Below are 16486 nucleotides of genomic sequence, written 5' to 3' on the forward strand. Positions count from 1 at the left end.
GCGGGGAGCGAGGGGAGAATCGCTCTCCCCTCCCGCTTCCTTCGTGATTACTTTTTCTCGTCTACCACTTCATAGTCAGCATCAACGACATTGTCCTTCTTCGGTTCTTGACCTTCTGCTGCGCCCCCTGCATTTTGCTGCGCTTGTGCAGCCTGCTCATAGAGCTTCACGGAAATTTGTTGGATGATCTCGGACAGTTCGTCTTTTGCAGCTTTGATTTCGTCGATGTTGCCGCCTTCCAGCGCTTTTTTCACTTTGTCCTTGGCAGCGTTCGCACGGTCGATCTCCGCCTGGTCTACCTTGCCTTCCACTTCTTTCAGCGTCTTCTCGGTAGTGAATACGAGCTGGTCAGCTTCGTTGCGGATTTCGACTTCTTCCTTGCGCTTTCTGTCCGCTTCCGCATTCAGCTCGGCTTCTTTTACCATGCGTTCGATTTCTTCATCAGACAAACCGGAGTTGGACGTGATGGTGATGCGTTGCTCTTTTCCTGTACCCAGGTCTTTTGCCCGCACGTTCACGATACCGTTTGCGTCGATATCGAAGGAAACTTCGATTTGCGGAACACCGCGCGGCGCTGGCGGGATATCGGACAGCGTGAAGCGGCCCAGCGATTTGTTGTCGGCAGCCATCTGGCGCTCGCCCTGGAGAACGTGGATTTCTACAGAAGTCTGGTTGTCAGCAGCTGTAGAGAACACTTGGGACTTGCTGGTCGGAATGGTCGTATTGCGCTCGATCAGCTTGGTGAATACGCCACCCAATGTTTCGATACCGAGGGAGAGCGGAGTTACGTCGAGCAGCACGACGTCTTTCACGTCACCAGTCAGTACCCCTGCTTGCACGGCAGCACCCAGCGCTACCACTTCATCCGGGTTCACGCCTTTGTGCGGTTCTTTGCCGATGAACTTCTTGATCGCTTCCTGTACAGCCGGAATGCGTGTAGAACCACCGACAAGGATGACGCGGTCAATATCGCTTGGCGTCAAGCCTGCGTCTTTCAGCGCCTGACGGGTTGGACCCATGGTGCGCTCTACGAGTTCAGCGGACAGTTCTTCGAATTTGGCGCGAGTCAGGTTCATCTCCAAGTGTTTTGGACCTGTCGCATCTGCTGTAATAAACGGCAGCGAGATCGTCGTAGTCAGTACGCCGGACAAGTCTTTTTTCGCTTTTTCCGCCGCGTCTTTCAAACGCTGCATCGCCATGCGGTCTTTGGACAGATCAATGCCGTGTTCTTTTTTGAACTCGCTGACGAGGTAGTTGATAATCACATCGTCGAAGTCGTCTCCACCCAGCTTGTTGTCGCCGGAGGTCGCTTTTACTTCGAAGAAGCCGTCGGACAGTTCCAGAATGGAAACGTCAAACGTACCGCCGCCGAGGTCATATACGAGGACGGTTTGGTCTTCGGTCTTTTCCATACCGTATGCAAGGGCAGCTGCGGTTGGTTCGTTCACGATGCGCAGCACTTCCAGACCGGCGATTTTACCAGCGTCTTTGGTTGCCTGGCGTTGGGCGTCGTTGAAGTACGCAGGCACCGTAATCACCGCCTGCGTCACAGGCTGGCCCAGGTAAGCCTCGGCGTCTGCTTTCAGCTTTTGCAAAATCATCGCAGAGATTTGCTCAGGGGTGTACTGGTTGCCTTCCAATGTTTCCTTGTGGGTAGTACCCATGTGACGCTTGATGGAAATAACGGTGTTGTCAGGGTTGGTGATCGCCTGGCGTTTTGCCGCTTCCCCTACGATGCGCTCGCCGTTTTTGAAAGCGACGACAGAAGGAGTGGTGCGGTTTCCTTCGGCGTTGGCGATGACGACTGGTTCGCCGCCTTCCATTACCGCTACGCAAGAGTTAGTTGTTCCAAGGTCAATACCAATTACGCGACTCATACAATATGTCCTCCTAACACTTTCTCATCGAATGAATGGGTGAAATCAAGCTTACTTGTTCACTTGAACCATCGCCGGACGAACGACGCGGTCCTTGAACATGTATCCTTTTTGCAGTTCGGCCACTACGACGCCCGAATCAAATTCAGGGTTCTGGGTCTGCATGACAGCCTGATGAACGTGCGGGTCAAACGGCTTTCCTTGTGCCTCGATGGCGCTCAAGCCTTCTTTTTCGAAAACTTGCACCATCTGGCGGTACACCATGTTGACTCCTTCCAAAAGCGATTCTACCGTCATGGATTCCTTGTCGGCAGCAAGCGCGCGCTCGAAGTTGTCGAGAACCGGCAGCAGCTCTTCCACGATTTTCAGGGAAGCGTACTTGGCCAGATCTTCCTGCTCCTTGCGCACACGGCGTCTCAGGTTATCCATGTCAGCCATGGCGCGCAGCATGCGGTTTTGATGTTCCTCCGCCTGCGCTTTCCACTGGGCTGCTTCCTGCTCCCAGTTCACCTCGGCCGTCTCTTGCTCTCCGGCTGCCTCATTGACTTGCTCTTCTGCGGCAGACGGATCTTGGGTCATTTTTTCTTCGCTCAACGTCGATACCTCCTGGGGGCTCTTTTCCTGATTGGCAAAAAATCAGCGGAGCCGTCCTCCATTTATTTCTCAAACTGCGAAGTCAGCATGCGCGATAAGCCTTCTGCCAAATAATTGAGTACGGAAATGACTTTGCCATATTCCATTCGCGTCGGGCCAAGTATTCCAACCATCCCTGCCGGCTTGCCTCCAAGCGAGTAGGACGTGGTAATAATACTGCATTGCTTGATCGCGTCTAGCTGGTTTTCCTGACCGATGCGCACCGTAAGTCCCTCTCCCGGCATCCCGATCAAGTGCAAAAGCTGATCGTTTTGCTCCAGAAGCTCCAGAATGTCCTTGACCTTATCTACGTCGCGGAATTCCGGCTGGTTCATGATCTTGGTCGCACCGCGTAAGTAAACGCGCTCCTCTTCGTGTGTCAGCGACTTGTCGAGAATCTTCAGCATTTCCTCGTACTGCTCCGCATAGCGGCGCATCTCGCCCGATATTTCCTGATAGACGCGCTGTCTCAACTGCCACAGCGGCACATCGGTCAATTTGGCATTCAACAGGTTGACGAGGCGCTCGATTTCGCTTACGCCAATGCCTTCGGGAAGATCGATCAGCTTGTTCTCCACACGCCCGGTATGCGTAACGACAATCGCAACCGCCTGTGTCTCGTTCAGAGGAACGATTTGAATATGTTTTAACCGATGCTCAAAAATCTCCGGCCCCAGGACAATTGCCGTGTAATTGGTCAACTGGGAAAGAATTTGAGCCGTGTACTCTACCACCTGTTCGGAATGGAGAATACGCTCGGCAAACAACTGTTTCAGTTTGCCCAATTCGGCCTCGCTCAAGTCCTGCGGCTGAATCAGATTGTCGACGTAAAAACGGTATCCTTTTGTAGAAGGAACTCGCCCTGCCGACGTGTGGGGCTGCTCCAAGTACCCCAGCTCTTCCAAGTCGGACATCTCGTTGCGAATGGTCGCCGAAGAAAACCCGATGTCCTCCCGTTTGGAAATCGTCCGGGAACCAACCGGTTCGGCAGAATGAATGTAATTATCGACAATCGCGTTCAAAATCAATTGTTGACGGTCAGATAACATGGATGTCGCTCGCCTCCCCGTTGAGCATGAAAAGAAAGATGTTGTCGCTCACTGTTTCGGAGCGTTTGTTAGCACTCATACTTAACGAGTGCTAAATCTATTTACTAAGGTATCAATAGTAGAAGGATTTGTCAACGGACTTGAGCGAGATACACGGTCAAAATCTCACATATTTCGCCAGCAATGCCCTGATTTTAGCGCAAAAAACGCGCGAATACCTCATTTCCGAGTGGAAGTCCCTGTTTGGTCAGCTTCAGACAGCCGTCTTGCTCTTCCAGCATGCCTTTGGCAATCTCTTCTTCTATTATCGTCCCGAAAACGTCATGTGCAGACACGCCAAATCGCGAGGCGAACCCGGCCAGGTCGACCCCTTCCCGCAAGCGCAGCCCCAAAATCATCTGCTCCTCCATCGCATCTTCCTTCGGCACCGCAAACTGCTCGACGCGCGGCAAGCCTTCCTTGCATTTTTGCATGTAGATCGTAAGCGGCCCGGCGTTGACATGTCTTTGCCCGCACACGTAGCCGTGGGCACCCGCCCCCAACCCATAGTATTCACGATTGAGCCAATAGGTTTTATTATGTTTACTCGCAAAGCCCGGCTTCGCGAAATTGCTGATTTCGTACTGCGGATAGCCGTGGCGCTCCATCTCCTCGATCAGCACCATGTACATCGCAAGCTCCGTCTCTTCCGACGGGAGCGGCAACTGGTCTTTTTGATAGAGCGTGTGGAAAAGCGTATTTTCCTCGACCTTCAGGCTGTACGCGGAAAAGTGTGTCGTCCCCAGCTCGAAAGCCTTGTGCAGCGTCTCGCGAAAAATTTCCATCGTCTGGTCCGGCAGGCCGAACATCAAGTCGATGCTCACGTTTGCAAACCCGACTTGCTTCGCGTTCTCGATGCTACGGTACACGTCGTCCCGGTCGTGAATCCGCCCCAGCCGCTTCAACAGGGCATTGTCAAACGACTGCACGCCGAAGCTGAGCCGATTGACGCCAAGCTCGTGCATGATCCGCAGCTTTTCCACGTCGGTCGTCCCCGGATTGGCTTCCATCGTAAATTCGATGTCGTCCGTCCAGTATGCGCCGAGGTGAGTCTGGACGGTCTGCAAAAACTTTCGCATCTGGGCGTGGTCGAGAAACGTAGGCGTGCCTCCGCCGACGAAGATCGTCTTGACCTCCTGGACTGGCTGCTCGCGAAACGTCAGCTCCATCTCCTTGTCCAAGGCGTCCAGGTAGTCCCAGACCAGTTGCGGGTTGTTCGTCACAAACGAGTTGAAATCGCAGTAATAGCATTTATTTGTGCAAAAGGGAATGTGGATGTACACCGATTGCGGCATCATGACGCTTCCCCTCCTTCGTGTTTGAAATACAGGTGAAAAACCCGGTCGCGCCAGGCTGCGCGCTTGTCGACGAATGGAAAAGACCTGACACAAGGTCAGGCCTACTTCTTATCATCCATGCGCAATACAGCCATAAACGCTTCTTGCGGCACCTCGACGGAGCCGACGGACTTCATGCGCTTCTTTCCTTCTTTTTGCTTTTCGAGCAGCTTGCGTTTCCGCGAAATGTCCCCGCCGTAGCACTTGGCGAGAACGTTTTTGCGCAAGGCGCTGATCGTTTCGCGAGCCACGACCTTGTGCCCGATGGCCGCCTGAATCGGCACCTCGAACTGCTGACGCGGAATCAGCTCCTTGAGCTTTTCGCAAATGACTTTTCCGCGGGCATATGCCGTGTCCTTGTGCACGATAAACGACAAGGCGTCGACCATTTCGCCGTTCAGGAGGATATCCATCTTCACCAGCTTGGACGGCTTGTAGCCTGCCAGTTCGTAGTCAAAAGAGGCGTATCCGCGCGTACCCGACTTCAACATGTCGAAGAAGTCGTAGACGATCTCGGAAAGCGGCATGTCGTATTTGAGCTGCACGCGGTTTTCCCCCATGTACTGCATGTCGAGGAACTCCCCGCGCTTGCCCTGGCAAAGCTGCATGACGTCGCCCACGTACTCTTTTGGCACCATGATGGTGGAGAGCACGTACGGCTCCTCGATCATTTCGATCTTTTGCGCTTCCGGCATTTTCGACGGGTTGTCGATCTCGAACACTTCCCCGTTTGTCCGGGTAATGCGGTAAATAACGCTCGGAGCCGTCGTAATCAGGTTGATGTTGAACTCGCGCTCGATGCGCTCCTGGATGATCTCCATGTGCAAAAGTCCCAGGAAGCCGCAACGGAAGCCAAAGCCAAGCGCTTGCGACGTCTCCGGCTCGAATTGCAGCGACGCGTCGTTGAGCTGCAGCTTTTCCAATGCTTCGCGCAGGTCGTTGTACTCGTTCGTCTCGATCGGGTACAGGCCGCAGAATACCATCGGGTTGATCTTGCGGTAGCCTGGCAGCGGCTCGGCAGCAGGACGGGCCGCATCGGTAATCGTATCCCCGACGCGCGTGTCGCCAACGGTTTTGATCGAAGCAGCCACGTAGCCTACGTCGCCGACAGTCAGCTCTTCCACTTGCGTCTGGCGCGGCGTCGAGGTACCGATTTCCGTCACCTCGAACGACTTGCCGGTCGCCATCATTTTGATTTTCATGCCTTTTCTAAGCGTACCGTTGATGACGCGGATCGAAGCGATAACCCCTCTGTACGCGTCAAAATACGAGTCGAAAATCAGTGCCTGCAGCGGCGCGTCCGGATCTCCCTCTGGAGCCGGCACCTTTTGCACGACCGCTTCCAGCACTTCCTTGATCCCGATGCCTGCTTTGGCAGAGGTGAGCACCGCTTCGCTGGCATCCAGCCCGATGACGTCCTCTACCTCTTGCTTCACGCGCTCAGGCTCCGCGCTTGGCAGGTCGATCTTGTTGATGACCGGAATGATCTCCAGATTGCTGTCCAGCGCCAAATAGACGTTGGCAAGCGTCTGGGCTTCGATCCCCTGAGCGGCGTCCACGACGAGAATCGCTCCTTCACAGGCAGCCAGGCTGCGGGAAACCTCGTACGTAAAGTCTACGTGTCCAGGTGTGTCGATCAGGTGGAGAATGTATTCCTCTCCGTCATCTGCTTTATAGTTCAAACGCACGGCATTCAGCTTGATTGTAATCCCGCGCTCTTTTTCCAGCTCCATCGTATCCAGAAACTGGGCTTCCATCTCACGTGCAGTCAACGCTCCGGTCAGTTCCAAAATCCGGTCTGCCAGCGTCGACTTTCCATGGTCAATGTGGGCGATGATGGAAAAATTTCGAATCCTTTTTTGTCTTTCACGGCGATCCATGTGCTGTTCGTTCCCTCCCACGCGAATCCATTCAAACGTACAGATTGCGCCTCGAAAAAATACACTAACGGTAATTATAACAAACGCTTGATATAAAGAGCAACCAAAGAGAATACGGCGCTTGTCACGTTTTTGCTCGTCACCAAAACTTTCTTTTTATGATAAAGTGATGGAAAAAGGAGATTGGCATGCAAAAGCAACGCGTGTATTCGGAGCAAATCGACTGTCTGGGCTGCCGTTTGGCCCTTTCTCTGGTGCCCGCCCACGTCGTCTATGAAAACGAGTGGGTGACGTGTCTGCTCGATATCGAGCCTTTTTCGGAGGGACACACGCTGATTCTCCCCAAGCAGCACCTCGTCGAATGGACAGATTTGGATGCGCGCACGATGCAAAACGTTACGGAAGCGGCGACTCTCCTCTCCCGTGTCTTGCGCCGTGTGTATAAGCCTGACGGGATTACGCTCTGTCAAAACGGCGGAGCTTTCAACGAGCTGACCCATTTTCACCTGCATGTCATTCCTCGCTTCCACGGCGACGGCTTCGCCTGGAGCGAGCCGCAGCACGAGCACGGAGCCGCGGCTCGCCTGCCGCAGACACGCAAACTTCTGGCCGATGCGCTACAAGCGAGAAGCGACAAAGAGCAACTACAACGAAACGGAGACTGATCCAACGTGAAAAGCACGACCCACCGCCTGCACAGCTTGTCTGTCGCAGACATTCCCGATCTGATGGCGCTGTCCGACTCAGTGGGCTGGGACTATGACGAAGCGGAAATCCGCACGATTTTGTCTATCGGCAAAGTATTCGGGCACAAGGATGACGGCGACCGGGTCGTCTCGTCTGCGGCGATCATCGCCTATGAAGACAGACTGGCTACGGTCGGCATGGTGATCGTGCATGAATCGTGCCGCGGCCGCGGATACGGGCGCGACCTGATGCAAGCCTGTCTGGCTGCGGTGCCGGGCGATACGACCATCATGCTCATCGCTACAGCCGACGGGGAGCCGCTCTACAAAAGCCTCGGCTTTGCCACCGTCGAGCGCATCCACAAGTTTGTGCGCCCGGGCGGCAAGCTCGCAGCACCGCCGCTCCCTCCAACAGCGACGTATCAGATCGTCCCGATGAGCGAAGCGGACTTCGCAAGCGTCGCCTTGCTGGACCAGCAGGCACTCGGCAGCCGCCGCGAGCATTTTCTGCAAGCACGCATGCGGCAAGCAGCAACCTGTCTGGTAGCGAAAACCGAATCCGGCACGACCGTCGGCTACGGCTTTGCCATCCAAGGGCCAGTCAACCTGATCGCCGGGCCGATTGTCGCGCAGGATGCCGACATGGCGATCCAGTTGCTGGGCAAGCTCACGGAAAACCATCCGGGCCAGGTGCGCATCGACGTACCGGATGGACAGCCTGCCTTCCTTGCTTTTTTGGAGCAAAACGGCTTCCAAAAGGCGTCCCACCCGCCTGTCATGGTCGCGAATGCAGATCGCTTGCCGCCCCGGGCCGGCACGTACTTCGCCATCGGCGCGCAAATATACGGCTGAGTGCTGTGGGCAAGCACATGCCTCGCCAATTGCCTTGCAGCAACGAACAACCGGACCTTTTCCTCGTGACGGGAAAAGTCCGGTTGTTTTTTTGAGAACGCCACGCCGACAGCCGTGCGTCACTCGCGATAGCGAATTTGCTCGAGCACGTTTGGCGGAAACAGCTTTTGCAGGCTGCTATTGTAGCGGCTCCCGTCTTCTGGCATCTGCATGTCTTGCACGCGGTACGTTTGTCCGTCGTAAGCGAGATAAAAGACCATCGGAGCGCTGACGCCGGAGGAATGCGCCGGATTTTTGCTCAATACTTTCACCCAGGCGTACACGACCCTGCGCTCTGCATTCGGGGCCTCCACTCCCAACAGCTCCAGACTGACCTCTCTGTCATTCGGCAGCCAGCCCAGCTTGGTTTCTTCCGTCTCCAAATAGCTGCGGACGATCGGCTCGACCAGTTCGCGGTTCGCGGGGGAAATGCCTTTTTTCACCTCGACGAACACATGTCCGAGCTGCTTGCCTTGGGACAGCACCTGCAGCTTCCAGACACCCGGATCGGGCAATGCGATGCCGGATGGAAAATGCCCGGACGCATCGTGCAGCGGCCCCATCACCTGATAGCTGCCCAGCTCGATGCGCTTGCCCGCACTGCTGTAAGCGACAAGCTCCACCCGAGACAACTCGCTTGCGTTCAACAGCCAGATGAAGCGCTGTGTCTGTCCTTCGTACAGGCCGTCGGGATCGGTCATCGCCCGGACAGGCTTTTCCCCTACATAGGAAAAAGATTGCTGCTCGTACGTAGCCGAAATGAGCGGCATCGGCTTCCACAAATCCGGCGCGAGCAGTTGGCCGCCCGGCAGCAGCTCTGGCACGGGCGGTTGGGGATGGGCGGCATGCTCGGCTGGCTGTGGCAGCGGCAAAGCCGTCCAGATGAGAAAGCCCAGGACGAGGACAGTCGCTGGCATGGCGAGCCTTTTCCAGCCGCTCCTTCTCGCTTCCCGGCTTATCCGCGTTCTTACCTGATCCTTCATCGCTTCGGTAAAGCGGACGTCGCGAAAAGCGGTTTGATCGGCCCTGTCCTTCAAATCTGCGAGCCATCTGTTCTCGTCCATTCCCACTCACTCCCTTCCGCCAGACTCTGCTTCAGCCGTTGTCTCGCCCTGTGCAACCGGGTTCTGACTGTTCCCTCTGACACTGCGAGCACAGAGGCGACCTCGCTGATCGTCAAATCGGCATAGTAGTGCAGGACGATGACCTGGCGATACAGCGGAGGAAGCTGCAGCACTTCCGTCACAAGCTGATCCCGCTCTGCCTGGTCGAGCACGAGATGCTCCGTGGACAGCTCGCCGTCTTGCCTGATCCACGAGCGAGGCAGGATATTCCGAAACGACCAGGAGCGCAAATGGCCTTTGCATTCGTTGACCGCAATCCGGTACAGCCACGTATGAACCGTGCTCTCCCCGCGAAACCGGGGCAGATGCCGATACACTTTGACAAACACTTCTTGAGTTATATCTTCAGCCAGACTGTGATCCTTGACCAGAAAAGTGACCAGCCGAAGGACCCGCGTCCCGTACTCTTGCATGATCTGTTCGAATGCAGCGTCTGCCGTAGGCTGCAACGTATCCAAGGGCGCGACCTCCTTCACGCAAATCCTTTACTGGTTAGATGCAGCCGCGTAGATTTTGTTACAGGGAAGGGGCGGAATTTTTTTTGGCAATGATCGTCCAGCGCGTCGCCGCCCCCGGAGCGCCCGGTGGTTCCGCAAACGGATAGCCGCCGTGCTGCCAGCGATCCAGCTCGTACTCTTCCGTCTGCTCTGGCGGCTGGCTGTGGTGGCAAACGACGTTTTCCCTGCTTTGCACGACGTTGTAGCCCGAAGATTCCAGGAGCAACTCCAGCTCTCCCGGCAACAGCAGCGCCAGCTCGCGCTCCACTCGGTAGCGCGGCTGCTCCACCTGCTCCACAAACGTCTCATAGGTCAGCGTATAGCGGAACTTTTGCTCGGCAATGAGCGTTTCTCCCTCGACTTTTTGGTACACCATCCGGTCCGGAAAAACAAACTTGCGCTGCATGAGCGACCATTTGCGGTTCACAGGCGGCAGGAGCAAGTCAATCGCCACTGTTCCGCCTTCTGTCAAATGCCGGGCAACGACCGAAAGCAACTGCCGCTGTTCCTCTCTACAGGTCGCCTGCTGAAAAATGCCTTCGGGCAGCAGCACATGAGTGAAACGGCGATCGAGTTGCAGCTCCTGCACATGTTGCTCGATCAGCTCCAGCAGCACCTCGTTGTCCTTGAGCATGCGCCGCTTCTTTTTTGTCGCGATCTCCAGCATGTCAGGGCTGTTGTCCACGCCGCAGACGGACAAGCCGCAGCGCGCCAGCTCAATGGCAATGCGCCCGGTGCCTACGCCAAGCTCCAGCACGGACACCGGGGCTTGCTCTGCTTCTTGCAGCAGCCAGTTGCGGTAAAACGCGATGCCCGCTTTTCCGGCAAACTGGTCGTAATAGGTGGCTTCCAATCCGGAGTATGTGGCCTCCGGAAGGCGCACATGTCGCCCCTCTCCTTGCATCCCACAGGTCGTACAGACCGAGCCTGCCAAATGCGAAAAAGGCACCCCTGGTGGGACGCCGTTTTTTGTATCGCCTAGCCATTCGTCGTAGCGGAACTTGCATACTTGGCAACTGTACACACTCATAATGCTTTGACCTCCTGTCGCGATTGCTGGACGCGGACCGCTTCCGAAAAGAAATAAACGTGTTTTTTCCCCGTGATCGGATGGGTGACCACCTCTGTCTCTACCCCGAAAACATCGCGAATCAACCCGGGTTCAAGCACTTCCTCCGGCGTGCCGGAAGCAACCAGCTCCCCGTCGCGAATGACGTACAGCCGATCGCAGTACATGGCGGCGATATTCAGATCATGCAGCGAGGAAAACACGGTAATCCCGAGCGTCTTGACCAGATCCATCACCTGTAGCTGGTACCGGACGTCCAGATGGTTGGTCGGCTCGTCCAATACGAGAAACTCGGCTTGCTGGACCAGCGCTCTTGCAATCAATACGCGTTGCTTTTCTCCGCCAGACAAGGAAAAAAAACTGCGCGAGGCGTACGCCTGCATGCCGACCCGCTCCAGCGCCTCTTCACAGATGCGGCTGTCCGCCGGGGTATCGGTTTGAAACAGCCTTTTATGGGGTGAGCGCCCCATCATGACGATTTCCATGACGGTAAAGTCAAACTCGATCGACGACTCCTGGCGCACGACCGCCATGCGCTGCGCATTTTGCCGGGCGGTAAGCTGGTACACGTCAGCCCCGTCCAGGGAAATGAATCCGCTGCGCGGCTCGAGCGCCCGATAAATGCTTTTGAGCAGGGTGGACTTTCCGCTGCCATTCGGCCCGATCAGCCCCACAAATTCACCGGAGCGAACCGTCAGGCTAACATCGCGCAAAATCGTTTTTTTCTCCAGCTCGACCGAAATGTTCTCCACATGCAGATTCATCGCCCGCTACCTCCGAAAGAATATGAGCTGCGCATCATCAACCAAATAAAGAACGGACCGCCGCACAGCGCCGTGATAATCCCGATCGGCAGCTCTTCCGGCGCAAACGCAAGCCGGGCGATCACGTCCGCCCAGATCAGGAAAATGGCCCCGAACAAGGCGCTGACAGGCAGGACGCGACGATGGTCCGAGCCGACGATGACGCGAACGATATGCGGCATCATCAAGCCGACAAAGCCGATAGACCCGCTGATCGAGACGATGACGCCCGTCAAAAGCGCGGTAATGACCAGCAGCAGCTTGCGAAATTGCACCGTATTGACGCCCAGCGTCCCCGCCGCTTCTTCGCCCATCAGCATCGCATTGAGCGAACGGTATTGTGTCAACAGGACAATCAGACAGATGACGACGATCAGCGTCGGTATGGTCAAATACTCCCACTTCCCTCCGGCCAGACTGCCGCTCATCCAGAACAGGACAGAGCGGATGCCGTGCTCGTTGGGCGCGGAAAAAATAATCAGGCTGGTGATCGCAGACAGGATGGCGGAAATCGCGATGCCGGCCATGAGCAGACGCACCGTCGAGTTTTGCCCGCCGATGCGGGACAAGGTAAAAATAAGCAGGATCGAGACGAGCGATCCGGTGAAAGCACCGAAAGAAAGCGCGAATTGTCCGTACATGCTGAATGCTCCGAACAAAATGACCAGCGTCGCTCCGGCCGATGCGCCCGAGGAGACTCCCAATATGTACGGATCTGCGAGGGAGTTGCGAACCAGAGACTGGATCGCCACCCCCACAACAGACAGGCCGGCCCCGACGACAGCTCCCAGCAGGACGCGGGGAAACCGAATGTCCCAGATAATGGTCTGTTCTCCTTTTGACCAATCCACTTCCACCCATTGATTGACCAGCGGGAGATTCGCCAAGGCAATTTTCCATACCGTCGCTGGTTTGATTTCCACCGAGCCGAGTGTCACCGCAAACGTAATCGAGACGACAAGCCCGATCAGCAGGGCAACGATGATGAAGGGCATCTTGATCTTGTGCAGGGCCGTTCCCTCCTTGTCTAAGCAGCCGTTTCTTATTTGAATGTATCCGGGTGCAGACCTTCCGCGAGAATTTTCAGCGCGATCGGTGCGCGTACCCCTTCGGACGCTGCGGACAATGGCAGCACGATCAGACGTTTGTTCTGGATCGCTGGCACGTCAGCCAGTTCCTTTTTGGACAACAGGAAGTTTTGTTTTTGCTCGATCGTCTTGTCGCCGTAGTCGACCACGACGATGACGTCTGGCTTGCGGTTCACGACTTCTTCCCAGCTTACGGTCGCCCAGCCTTTTTGAATGTCGTCGAACACGTTTTTGCCGCCTGCCGCTTTAATCAGAGAAGTCATGTAGTTGTTGGCAGCGGTCAGCGGCTGGTCTTCTCCGCTGTCGTACACGAACACGTTCAGCGGCTTGTCCACCGTGCCGATTTTGCTCACGGTTTGCTCGATTTCCGCTTTCATTTTGCCAATCAGTTCGTTCGCCTTATCTTCTACGCGGAAAATGCGGCCGATGTTTTGGATATCCGCGAACACGTCGTCAATGGTCGGGCCTGGCTTGTTCGAAGACTCTTGCAGGTACGATTTGATTCCCGCCTTTTCCAAGTCCTCCATCGAGCCTACGCCTTTGTCGCCAAATGCGCTTTTCCAGCCTGCGTAGACGAAGTCAGGGTTTGCGGCCAAAAGCACTTCTTTGGTCGGATACTTGTCAGACAGGACTGGTACCTTGTCGTAGTCGGCTTTTAGCTCAGGCAAAATGTGATCGTCCAGGTACGCGGTTCCGACCATTTTGTCAGCCAACCCCAGCGCGAGCATGACTTCGGTTACGTGCTGGTTCATTGTCACAGCGCGTTTTGGCGCTTCCGGGTACGTCATCTCGATCCCGTTGGTCACAATCGTGACGGGCTTGTTGTCAGCAGCAGGCTGGGCCGTTTGCTCCGAGCCAGCATTCGCCACCGTGGATTCGGTCGTAGCAGGTGCTGCCGAGCTGCATGCGGACAAAAGCAGCATAATCGCTGCCAGCGCTGCCATCCAGAAACCGTGGAAGGCTTTTTTTCTCATACGGATTGTACTCATCTGGTAACCCCTCTTCTTTTGTTGTTGGCATGATGAAAATGAAACGTTATGTAAATCGTAATGATTACGAATTACACCTTTACTATACAGAGAGCCTGCTTGTTTGGCAACACAGGAAATGCATCACCCCTTTCACAGCCTCGACCGCCACGGCGATGTTCATAGAAAAAAGCACCCCCCAGTTTCCAATCGGGAGGTGCTTGACATACGTAGACATGCCTATAGATTCGGCGTTGCCAATGACGCCTGTTCCTAGTCTGCTTCCACATCTGTCCCATCCTCGTGGGTCGATTGTAAATCATCTCATGGCAGGTCTCCTGGCTTACGAATCATCATCCCCAGCGCCCTTCCCATTTTTCGTCGCGCGAAAAACAGTGGCTTTTTTGCTGGACACTCCTCGTTACAGTGGCGGGACCGCGCCGGATTTTCACCGGACTTCCCTATTAAGCTGGCGGAACCAAACGATTCCGGGCAGCACCATCAGATTCATATAAAATTGTGAGTTTGAAGCCTTATCCGATCACCGTCAGTTTTTTCGGGAACTTGCTCAACACTTCTACGCCTGTTTCGGTTACGAGCACATCGTCCTCGATGCGCACGCCGCCTGCTCCCGGCAAGTACACCCCTGGTTCAATGGTGAACACCATGCCTGGGCGCAGCGTTTCCTGATTTTGCCCATGCACGGACGGATATTCGTGCACATCCATGCCGAGGCCGTGCCCCAGACGGTGAATGAAGTAATCGCCGTAGCCTTTTGCGGCAATGACGTCGCGAGCGGTCTGGTCGAGATGGGCAAACGTCACCCCTGGACGAACTTCGGCAATCGCCGCCTCGTTCGCTGCCAGCACCGTTTCGTAAATATCGCGCAGTTGCTCGCTGATCTGGCCGACAGCAAACGTACGGGTAATATCGGAAACGTAGCCGTCCGCTGCTACCCCGATGTCAAACAGGAGCAAATCGCCTTCCTGCACTTTGCGCGAACCAGGCGTTCCGTGCGGCAATGCCGATTTTTCCCCCGCCAAAACCATCGTGGAAAAAGACGGGCCGTCCGCTCCCAGACGCTTCATCTGGTATTCCAGCTCCGCGACGATTTCCATTTCGGTCTGGCCGATTTTGAATGTTTTCAACGTCTCGCCGAGTGTATCTTCAATCAGTTGGACAGCCTTTTGCAAACGAGCCACTTCGTCTGCCGATTTAATCAGGCGCATTTCGCGCAGCGGCTCTTCCACATCCGCGTAGCTCTCTGCACAGATGACTTGTCCCAGCGCCTCGTAACGCTCTACGGTCATGTGGCTTTTTTCGATGCCCAGCTTCTTCAGGTTCGCTGGCAACACTTGCTTGAGAAGCTCGTAAGGATTCTCAATATCCGTATGCGTGTGAATCGTCTGAACAGTCGAAGCCGCTGCTGCCGCTTCGCGGTCAAGGGCTGGAACGATCAGGGATGGCTCGCCCTGGGCTGGAATAATCAGACCCATAAAGCGTTCATGCGGATCGGTAAAAAAGCCGGTCAAATAGTAAACGTGCTTGGGAGAGGTGATGACTACCGCGTCGAGCTCTTGTTTGGTCAAAAAATCGTGCAGTTTCGAAATGCGCTCCAAATACACCTGCGTCACCTTCGCTTTCGACAAGATTCTTCCTCGAGAATACCATTTCCCTGTCCAAAAAAGAAGAGCGGAACGGAAAATTCTCTCTTGAAACGGACACCATATGCTAGGGGTGAATAACCAACATGGAACCAACCATCGTACAACTGGACAGCCACCGCATCGCCTGCCACCTGTCAGGGCGCGGCACGCCACTCGTGTGCATTCACGCCCCGTGCATCGGCTCTGTCAACTTCGACTATCAAGAGCCGCTTGCGGATGTTTGCCAACTCGTCGTACCAGACCTCCCGGGGCATGGCGACAGCTCCCCGCTGGCTGGACCTACGACCATGCGCGAGCTTGCCAGCGTGATTCACGGGCTTTGCCAGTCGCTCGGACTTGAGCGTCCGTTGCTTTTGGGGTATTCGCAGGGGGCTTCGCTCGTCCTCGAATACTGCCTCCGCTTTCCCGAAAACGTGCGCGGCGCCATCCTCGTCAGCGCCTTTTCCGAAGTAACCGACTTTTCGTTGCACAGCCGTTTTCTGCTCGCCCAATCGCTGTCCTGCCTGCACGCAGCTCCGCTGATTGCCAGGTCGATCGCCGCCTCTCATCTCGACGACCCGCTTGCTCGCTCCCGCTGGATTGAGCATGGCAGCCAAACAGATGCAGCGAGCCTCCGCCACCTGTACGCCGCCGGGCACCGCTACAATTGCACGGATCAGTTGAGCCAGCTCAAGCTGCCGATGCTGCTCGTCTATGGCGCAGACGATGCGAACATGTTGCCGTATGCCAGGCTACTGGAAAAAAAGCTTCCGCAAGCGGAACTGGTGATGGTGCCGTCGGTCAAGCACCAGGTCGTCACGCGCGCCGCAGCAACGTTCAACCAACTATGCCGCCAATGGCTGAACTGAACAAAAAAAGAGGCGAAAAGGACTGCCTGC

At 55.6% G+C, this 16486-nt stretch carries 15 protein-coding genes and 1 riboswitch; of the genes, 3 read left to right on the forward strand and 12 right to left on the reverse strand.

The genetic code is table 11. The annotated features are described in order from the left end of the window. Positions 1-47: 47 nt before the first annotated feature. From dnaK to lepA, 5 genes are all read right to left on the reverse strand, one after another. Positions 48-1877: a molecular chaperone DnaK gene (dnaK, locus tag M655_RS17735; RefSeq protein ID WP_005833103.1), complete on the reverse strand. Its 1830-nt coding sequence runs from the start codon at positions 1875-1877 to the stop codon at positions 48-50. Between the two features lie 51 nt (positions 1878-1928). Then, a complete protein-coding gene (gene grpE, locus M655_RS17740) occupies positions 1929-2456 on the reverse strand; it encodes a nucleotide exchange factor GrpE (protein ID WP_122952721.1) in 528 nt (175 codons plus the stop codon). A gap of 77 nt (positions 2457-2533) precedes the next feature. After that, positions 2534-3559, reverse strand: a complete 1026-nt coding sequence (gene hrcA, locus M655_RS17745) for a heat-inducible transcriptional repressor HrcA (RefSeq protein WP_005833107.1) — start codon at positions 3557-3559, stop codon at positions 2534-2536. A gap of 194 nt (positions 3560-3753) precedes the next feature. Continuing rightward, positions 3754-4896, reverse strand: a complete 1143-nt coding sequence (gene hemW, locus M655_RS17750) for a radical SAM family heme chaperone HemW (protein WP_005833109.1) — start codon at positions 4894-4896, stop codon at positions 3754-3756. A gap of 101 nt (positions 4897-4997) precedes the next feature. Further along, positions 4998-6815 carry a translation elongation factor 4 gene (gene lepA, locus M655_RS17755; protein ID WP_005833110.1) on the reverse strand — a complete coding sequence of 606 codons (1818 nt, stop codon included), beginning with the start codon at positions 6813-6815 and terminating at the stop codon, positions 4998-5000. A gap of 188 nt (positions 6816-7003) precedes the next feature. Here lepA and M655_RS17760 point away from each other — a divergent pair, with 188 nt between their 5' ends. Continuing rightward, entirely contained in the window at positions 7004-7480 is a 477-nt protein-coding gene (locus tag M655_RS17760; RefSeq protein WP_026558442.1) for an HIT family protein, read from the forward strand. Positions 7481-7486: 6 nt separating this feature from the next. After that, positions 7487-8353: a GNAT family N-acetyltransferase gene (locus tag M655_RS17765; protein WP_035423389.1), complete on the forward strand. Its 867-nt coding sequence runs from the start codon at positions 7487-7489 to the stop codon at positions 8351-8353. Between the two features lie 119 nt (positions 8354-8472). Here M655_RS17765 and M655_RS17770 read toward each other — a convergent pair whose 3' ends face one another. The 7 genes from M655_RS17770 to M655_RS17800 form a co-directional block, all read right to left on the reverse strand. After that, complete coding sequence (locus M655_RS17770; protein WP_007777536.1) at positions 8473-9456, reverse strand: hypothetical protein; 984 nt, start codon at positions 9454-9456, stop codon at positions 8473-8475. Further along, positions 9426-9974, reverse strand: coding sequence for a sigma-70 family RNA polymerase sigma factor (locus tag M655_RS17775; RefSeq protein WP_005833118.1), 549 nt, complete (start codon positions 9972-9974; stop codon positions 9426-9428). Before M655_RS17775 ends, M655_RS17770 begins: the two co-directional genes overlap by 31 nt. A gap of 58 nt (positions 9975-10032) precedes the next feature. Next, positions 10033-11043 carry a methyltransferase domain-containing protein gene (locus M655_RS17780; protein ID WP_026558444.1) on the reverse strand — a complete coding sequence of 337 codons (1011 nt, stop codon included), beginning with the start codon at positions 11041-11043 and terminating at the stop codon, positions 10033-10035. Beyond that, entirely contained in the window at positions 11040-11846 is an 807-nt protein-coding gene (locus tag M655_RS17785; RefSeq protein ID WP_026558445.1) for a heme ABC transporter ATP-binding protein, read from the reverse strand. Before M655_RS17785 ends, M655_RS17780 begins: the two co-directional genes overlap by 4 nt. Continuing rightward, complete coding sequence (locus M655_RS17790; RefSeq protein WP_007777522.1) at positions 11843-12880, reverse strand: FecCD family ABC transporter permease; 1038 nt, start codon at positions 12878-12880, stop codon at positions 11843-11845. Before M655_RS17790 ends, M655_RS17785 begins: the two co-directional genes overlap by 4 nt. 47 nt (positions 12881-12927) lie before the next feature. Then, positions 12928-13962: an ABC transporter substrate-binding protein gene (locus tag M655_RS17795; RefSeq protein ID WP_035423390.1), complete on the reverse strand. Its 1035-nt coding sequence runs from the start codon at positions 13960-13962 to the stop codon at positions 12928-12930. Positions 13963-14252: 290 nt separating this feature from the next. Continuing rightward, positions 14253-14459, reverse strand: a riboswitch (cobalamin riboswitch). Between the two features lie 15 nt (positions 14460-14474). Further along, entirely contained in the window at positions 14475-15566 is a 1092-nt protein-coding gene (locus tag M655_RS17800; protein WP_025844888.1) for a M24 family metallopeptidase, read from the reverse strand. Positions 15567-15691: 125 nt separating this feature from the next. Between M655_RS17800 and M655_RS17805 the strand changes: the two genes are divergently transcribed. Further along, positions 15692-16456 (forward strand): alpha/beta fold hydrolase, encoded by a 765-nt coding sequence (locus tag M655_RS17805; RefSeq protein WP_005833129.1) that lies wholly within the window; start codon positions 15692-15694, stop codon positions 16454-16456. The last annotated feature ends 30 nt before the right edge of the window (positions 16457-16486 follow it).

Origin of the sequence: Brevibacillus sp. NSP2.1 (assembly GCF_000470975.2) — a bacterium.
Classification (GTDB): Bacteria; Bacillota; Bacilli; order Brevibacillales; family Brevibacillaceae; genus Brevibacillus; species Brevibacillus agri.

Excerpts from the sequence above, each read along its gene's own strand:
- lepA (WP_005833110.1), bottom strand. The coding sequence starts at position 6,815 with ATGGATCGCCGTGAAAGACAAAAAAGGATTCGAAATTTTTCCATCATC.
- M655_RS17795 (WP_035423390.1), bottom strand. The coding sequence starts at position 13,962 with ATGAGTACAATCCGTATGAGAAAAAAAGCCTTCCACGGTTTCTGGATG.
- grpE (WP_122952721.1), bottom strand. The coding sequence starts at position 2,456 with ATGACCCAAGATCCGTCTGCCGCAGAAGAGCAAGTCAATGAGGCAGCC.
- M655_RS17780 (WP_026558444.1), bottom strand. The coding sequence starts at position 11,043 with ATGAGTGTGTACAGTTGCCAAGTATGCAAGTTCCGCTACGACGAATGG.
- M655_RS17805 (WP_005833129.1), top strand. The coding sequence starts at position 15,692 with ATGGAACCAACCATCGTACAACTGGACAGCCACCGCATCGCCTGCCAC.
- hemW (WP_005833109.1), bottom strand. The coding sequence starts at position 4,896 with ATGATGCCGCAATCGGTGTACATCCACATTCCCTTTTGCACAAATAAA.
- dnaK (WP_005833103.1), bottom strand. The coding sequence starts at position 1,877 with ATGAGTCGCGTAATTGGTATTGACCTTGGAACAACTAACTCTTGCGTA.
- M655_RS17785 (WP_026558445.1), bottom strand. The coding sequence starts at position 11,846 with ATGAATCTGCATGTGGAGAACATTTCGGTCGAGCTGGAGAAAAAAACG.
- hrcA (WP_005833107.1), bottom strand. The coding sequence starts at position 3,559 with ATGTTATCTGACCGTCAACAATTGATTTTGAACGCGATTGTCGATAAT.
- M655_RS17790 (WP_007777522.1), bottom strand. The coding sequence starts at position 12,880 with ATGCCCTTCATCATCGTTGCCCTGCTGATCGGGCTTGTCGTCTCGATT.
- M655_RS17770 (WP_007777536.1), bottom strand. The coding sequence starts at position 9,456 with ATGGACGAGAACAGATGGCTCGCAGATTTGAAGGACAGGGCCGATCAA.
- M655_RS17760 (WP_026558442.1), top strand. The coding sequence starts at position 7,004 with ATGCAAAAGCAACGCGTGTATTCGGAGCAAATCGACTGTCTGGGCTGC.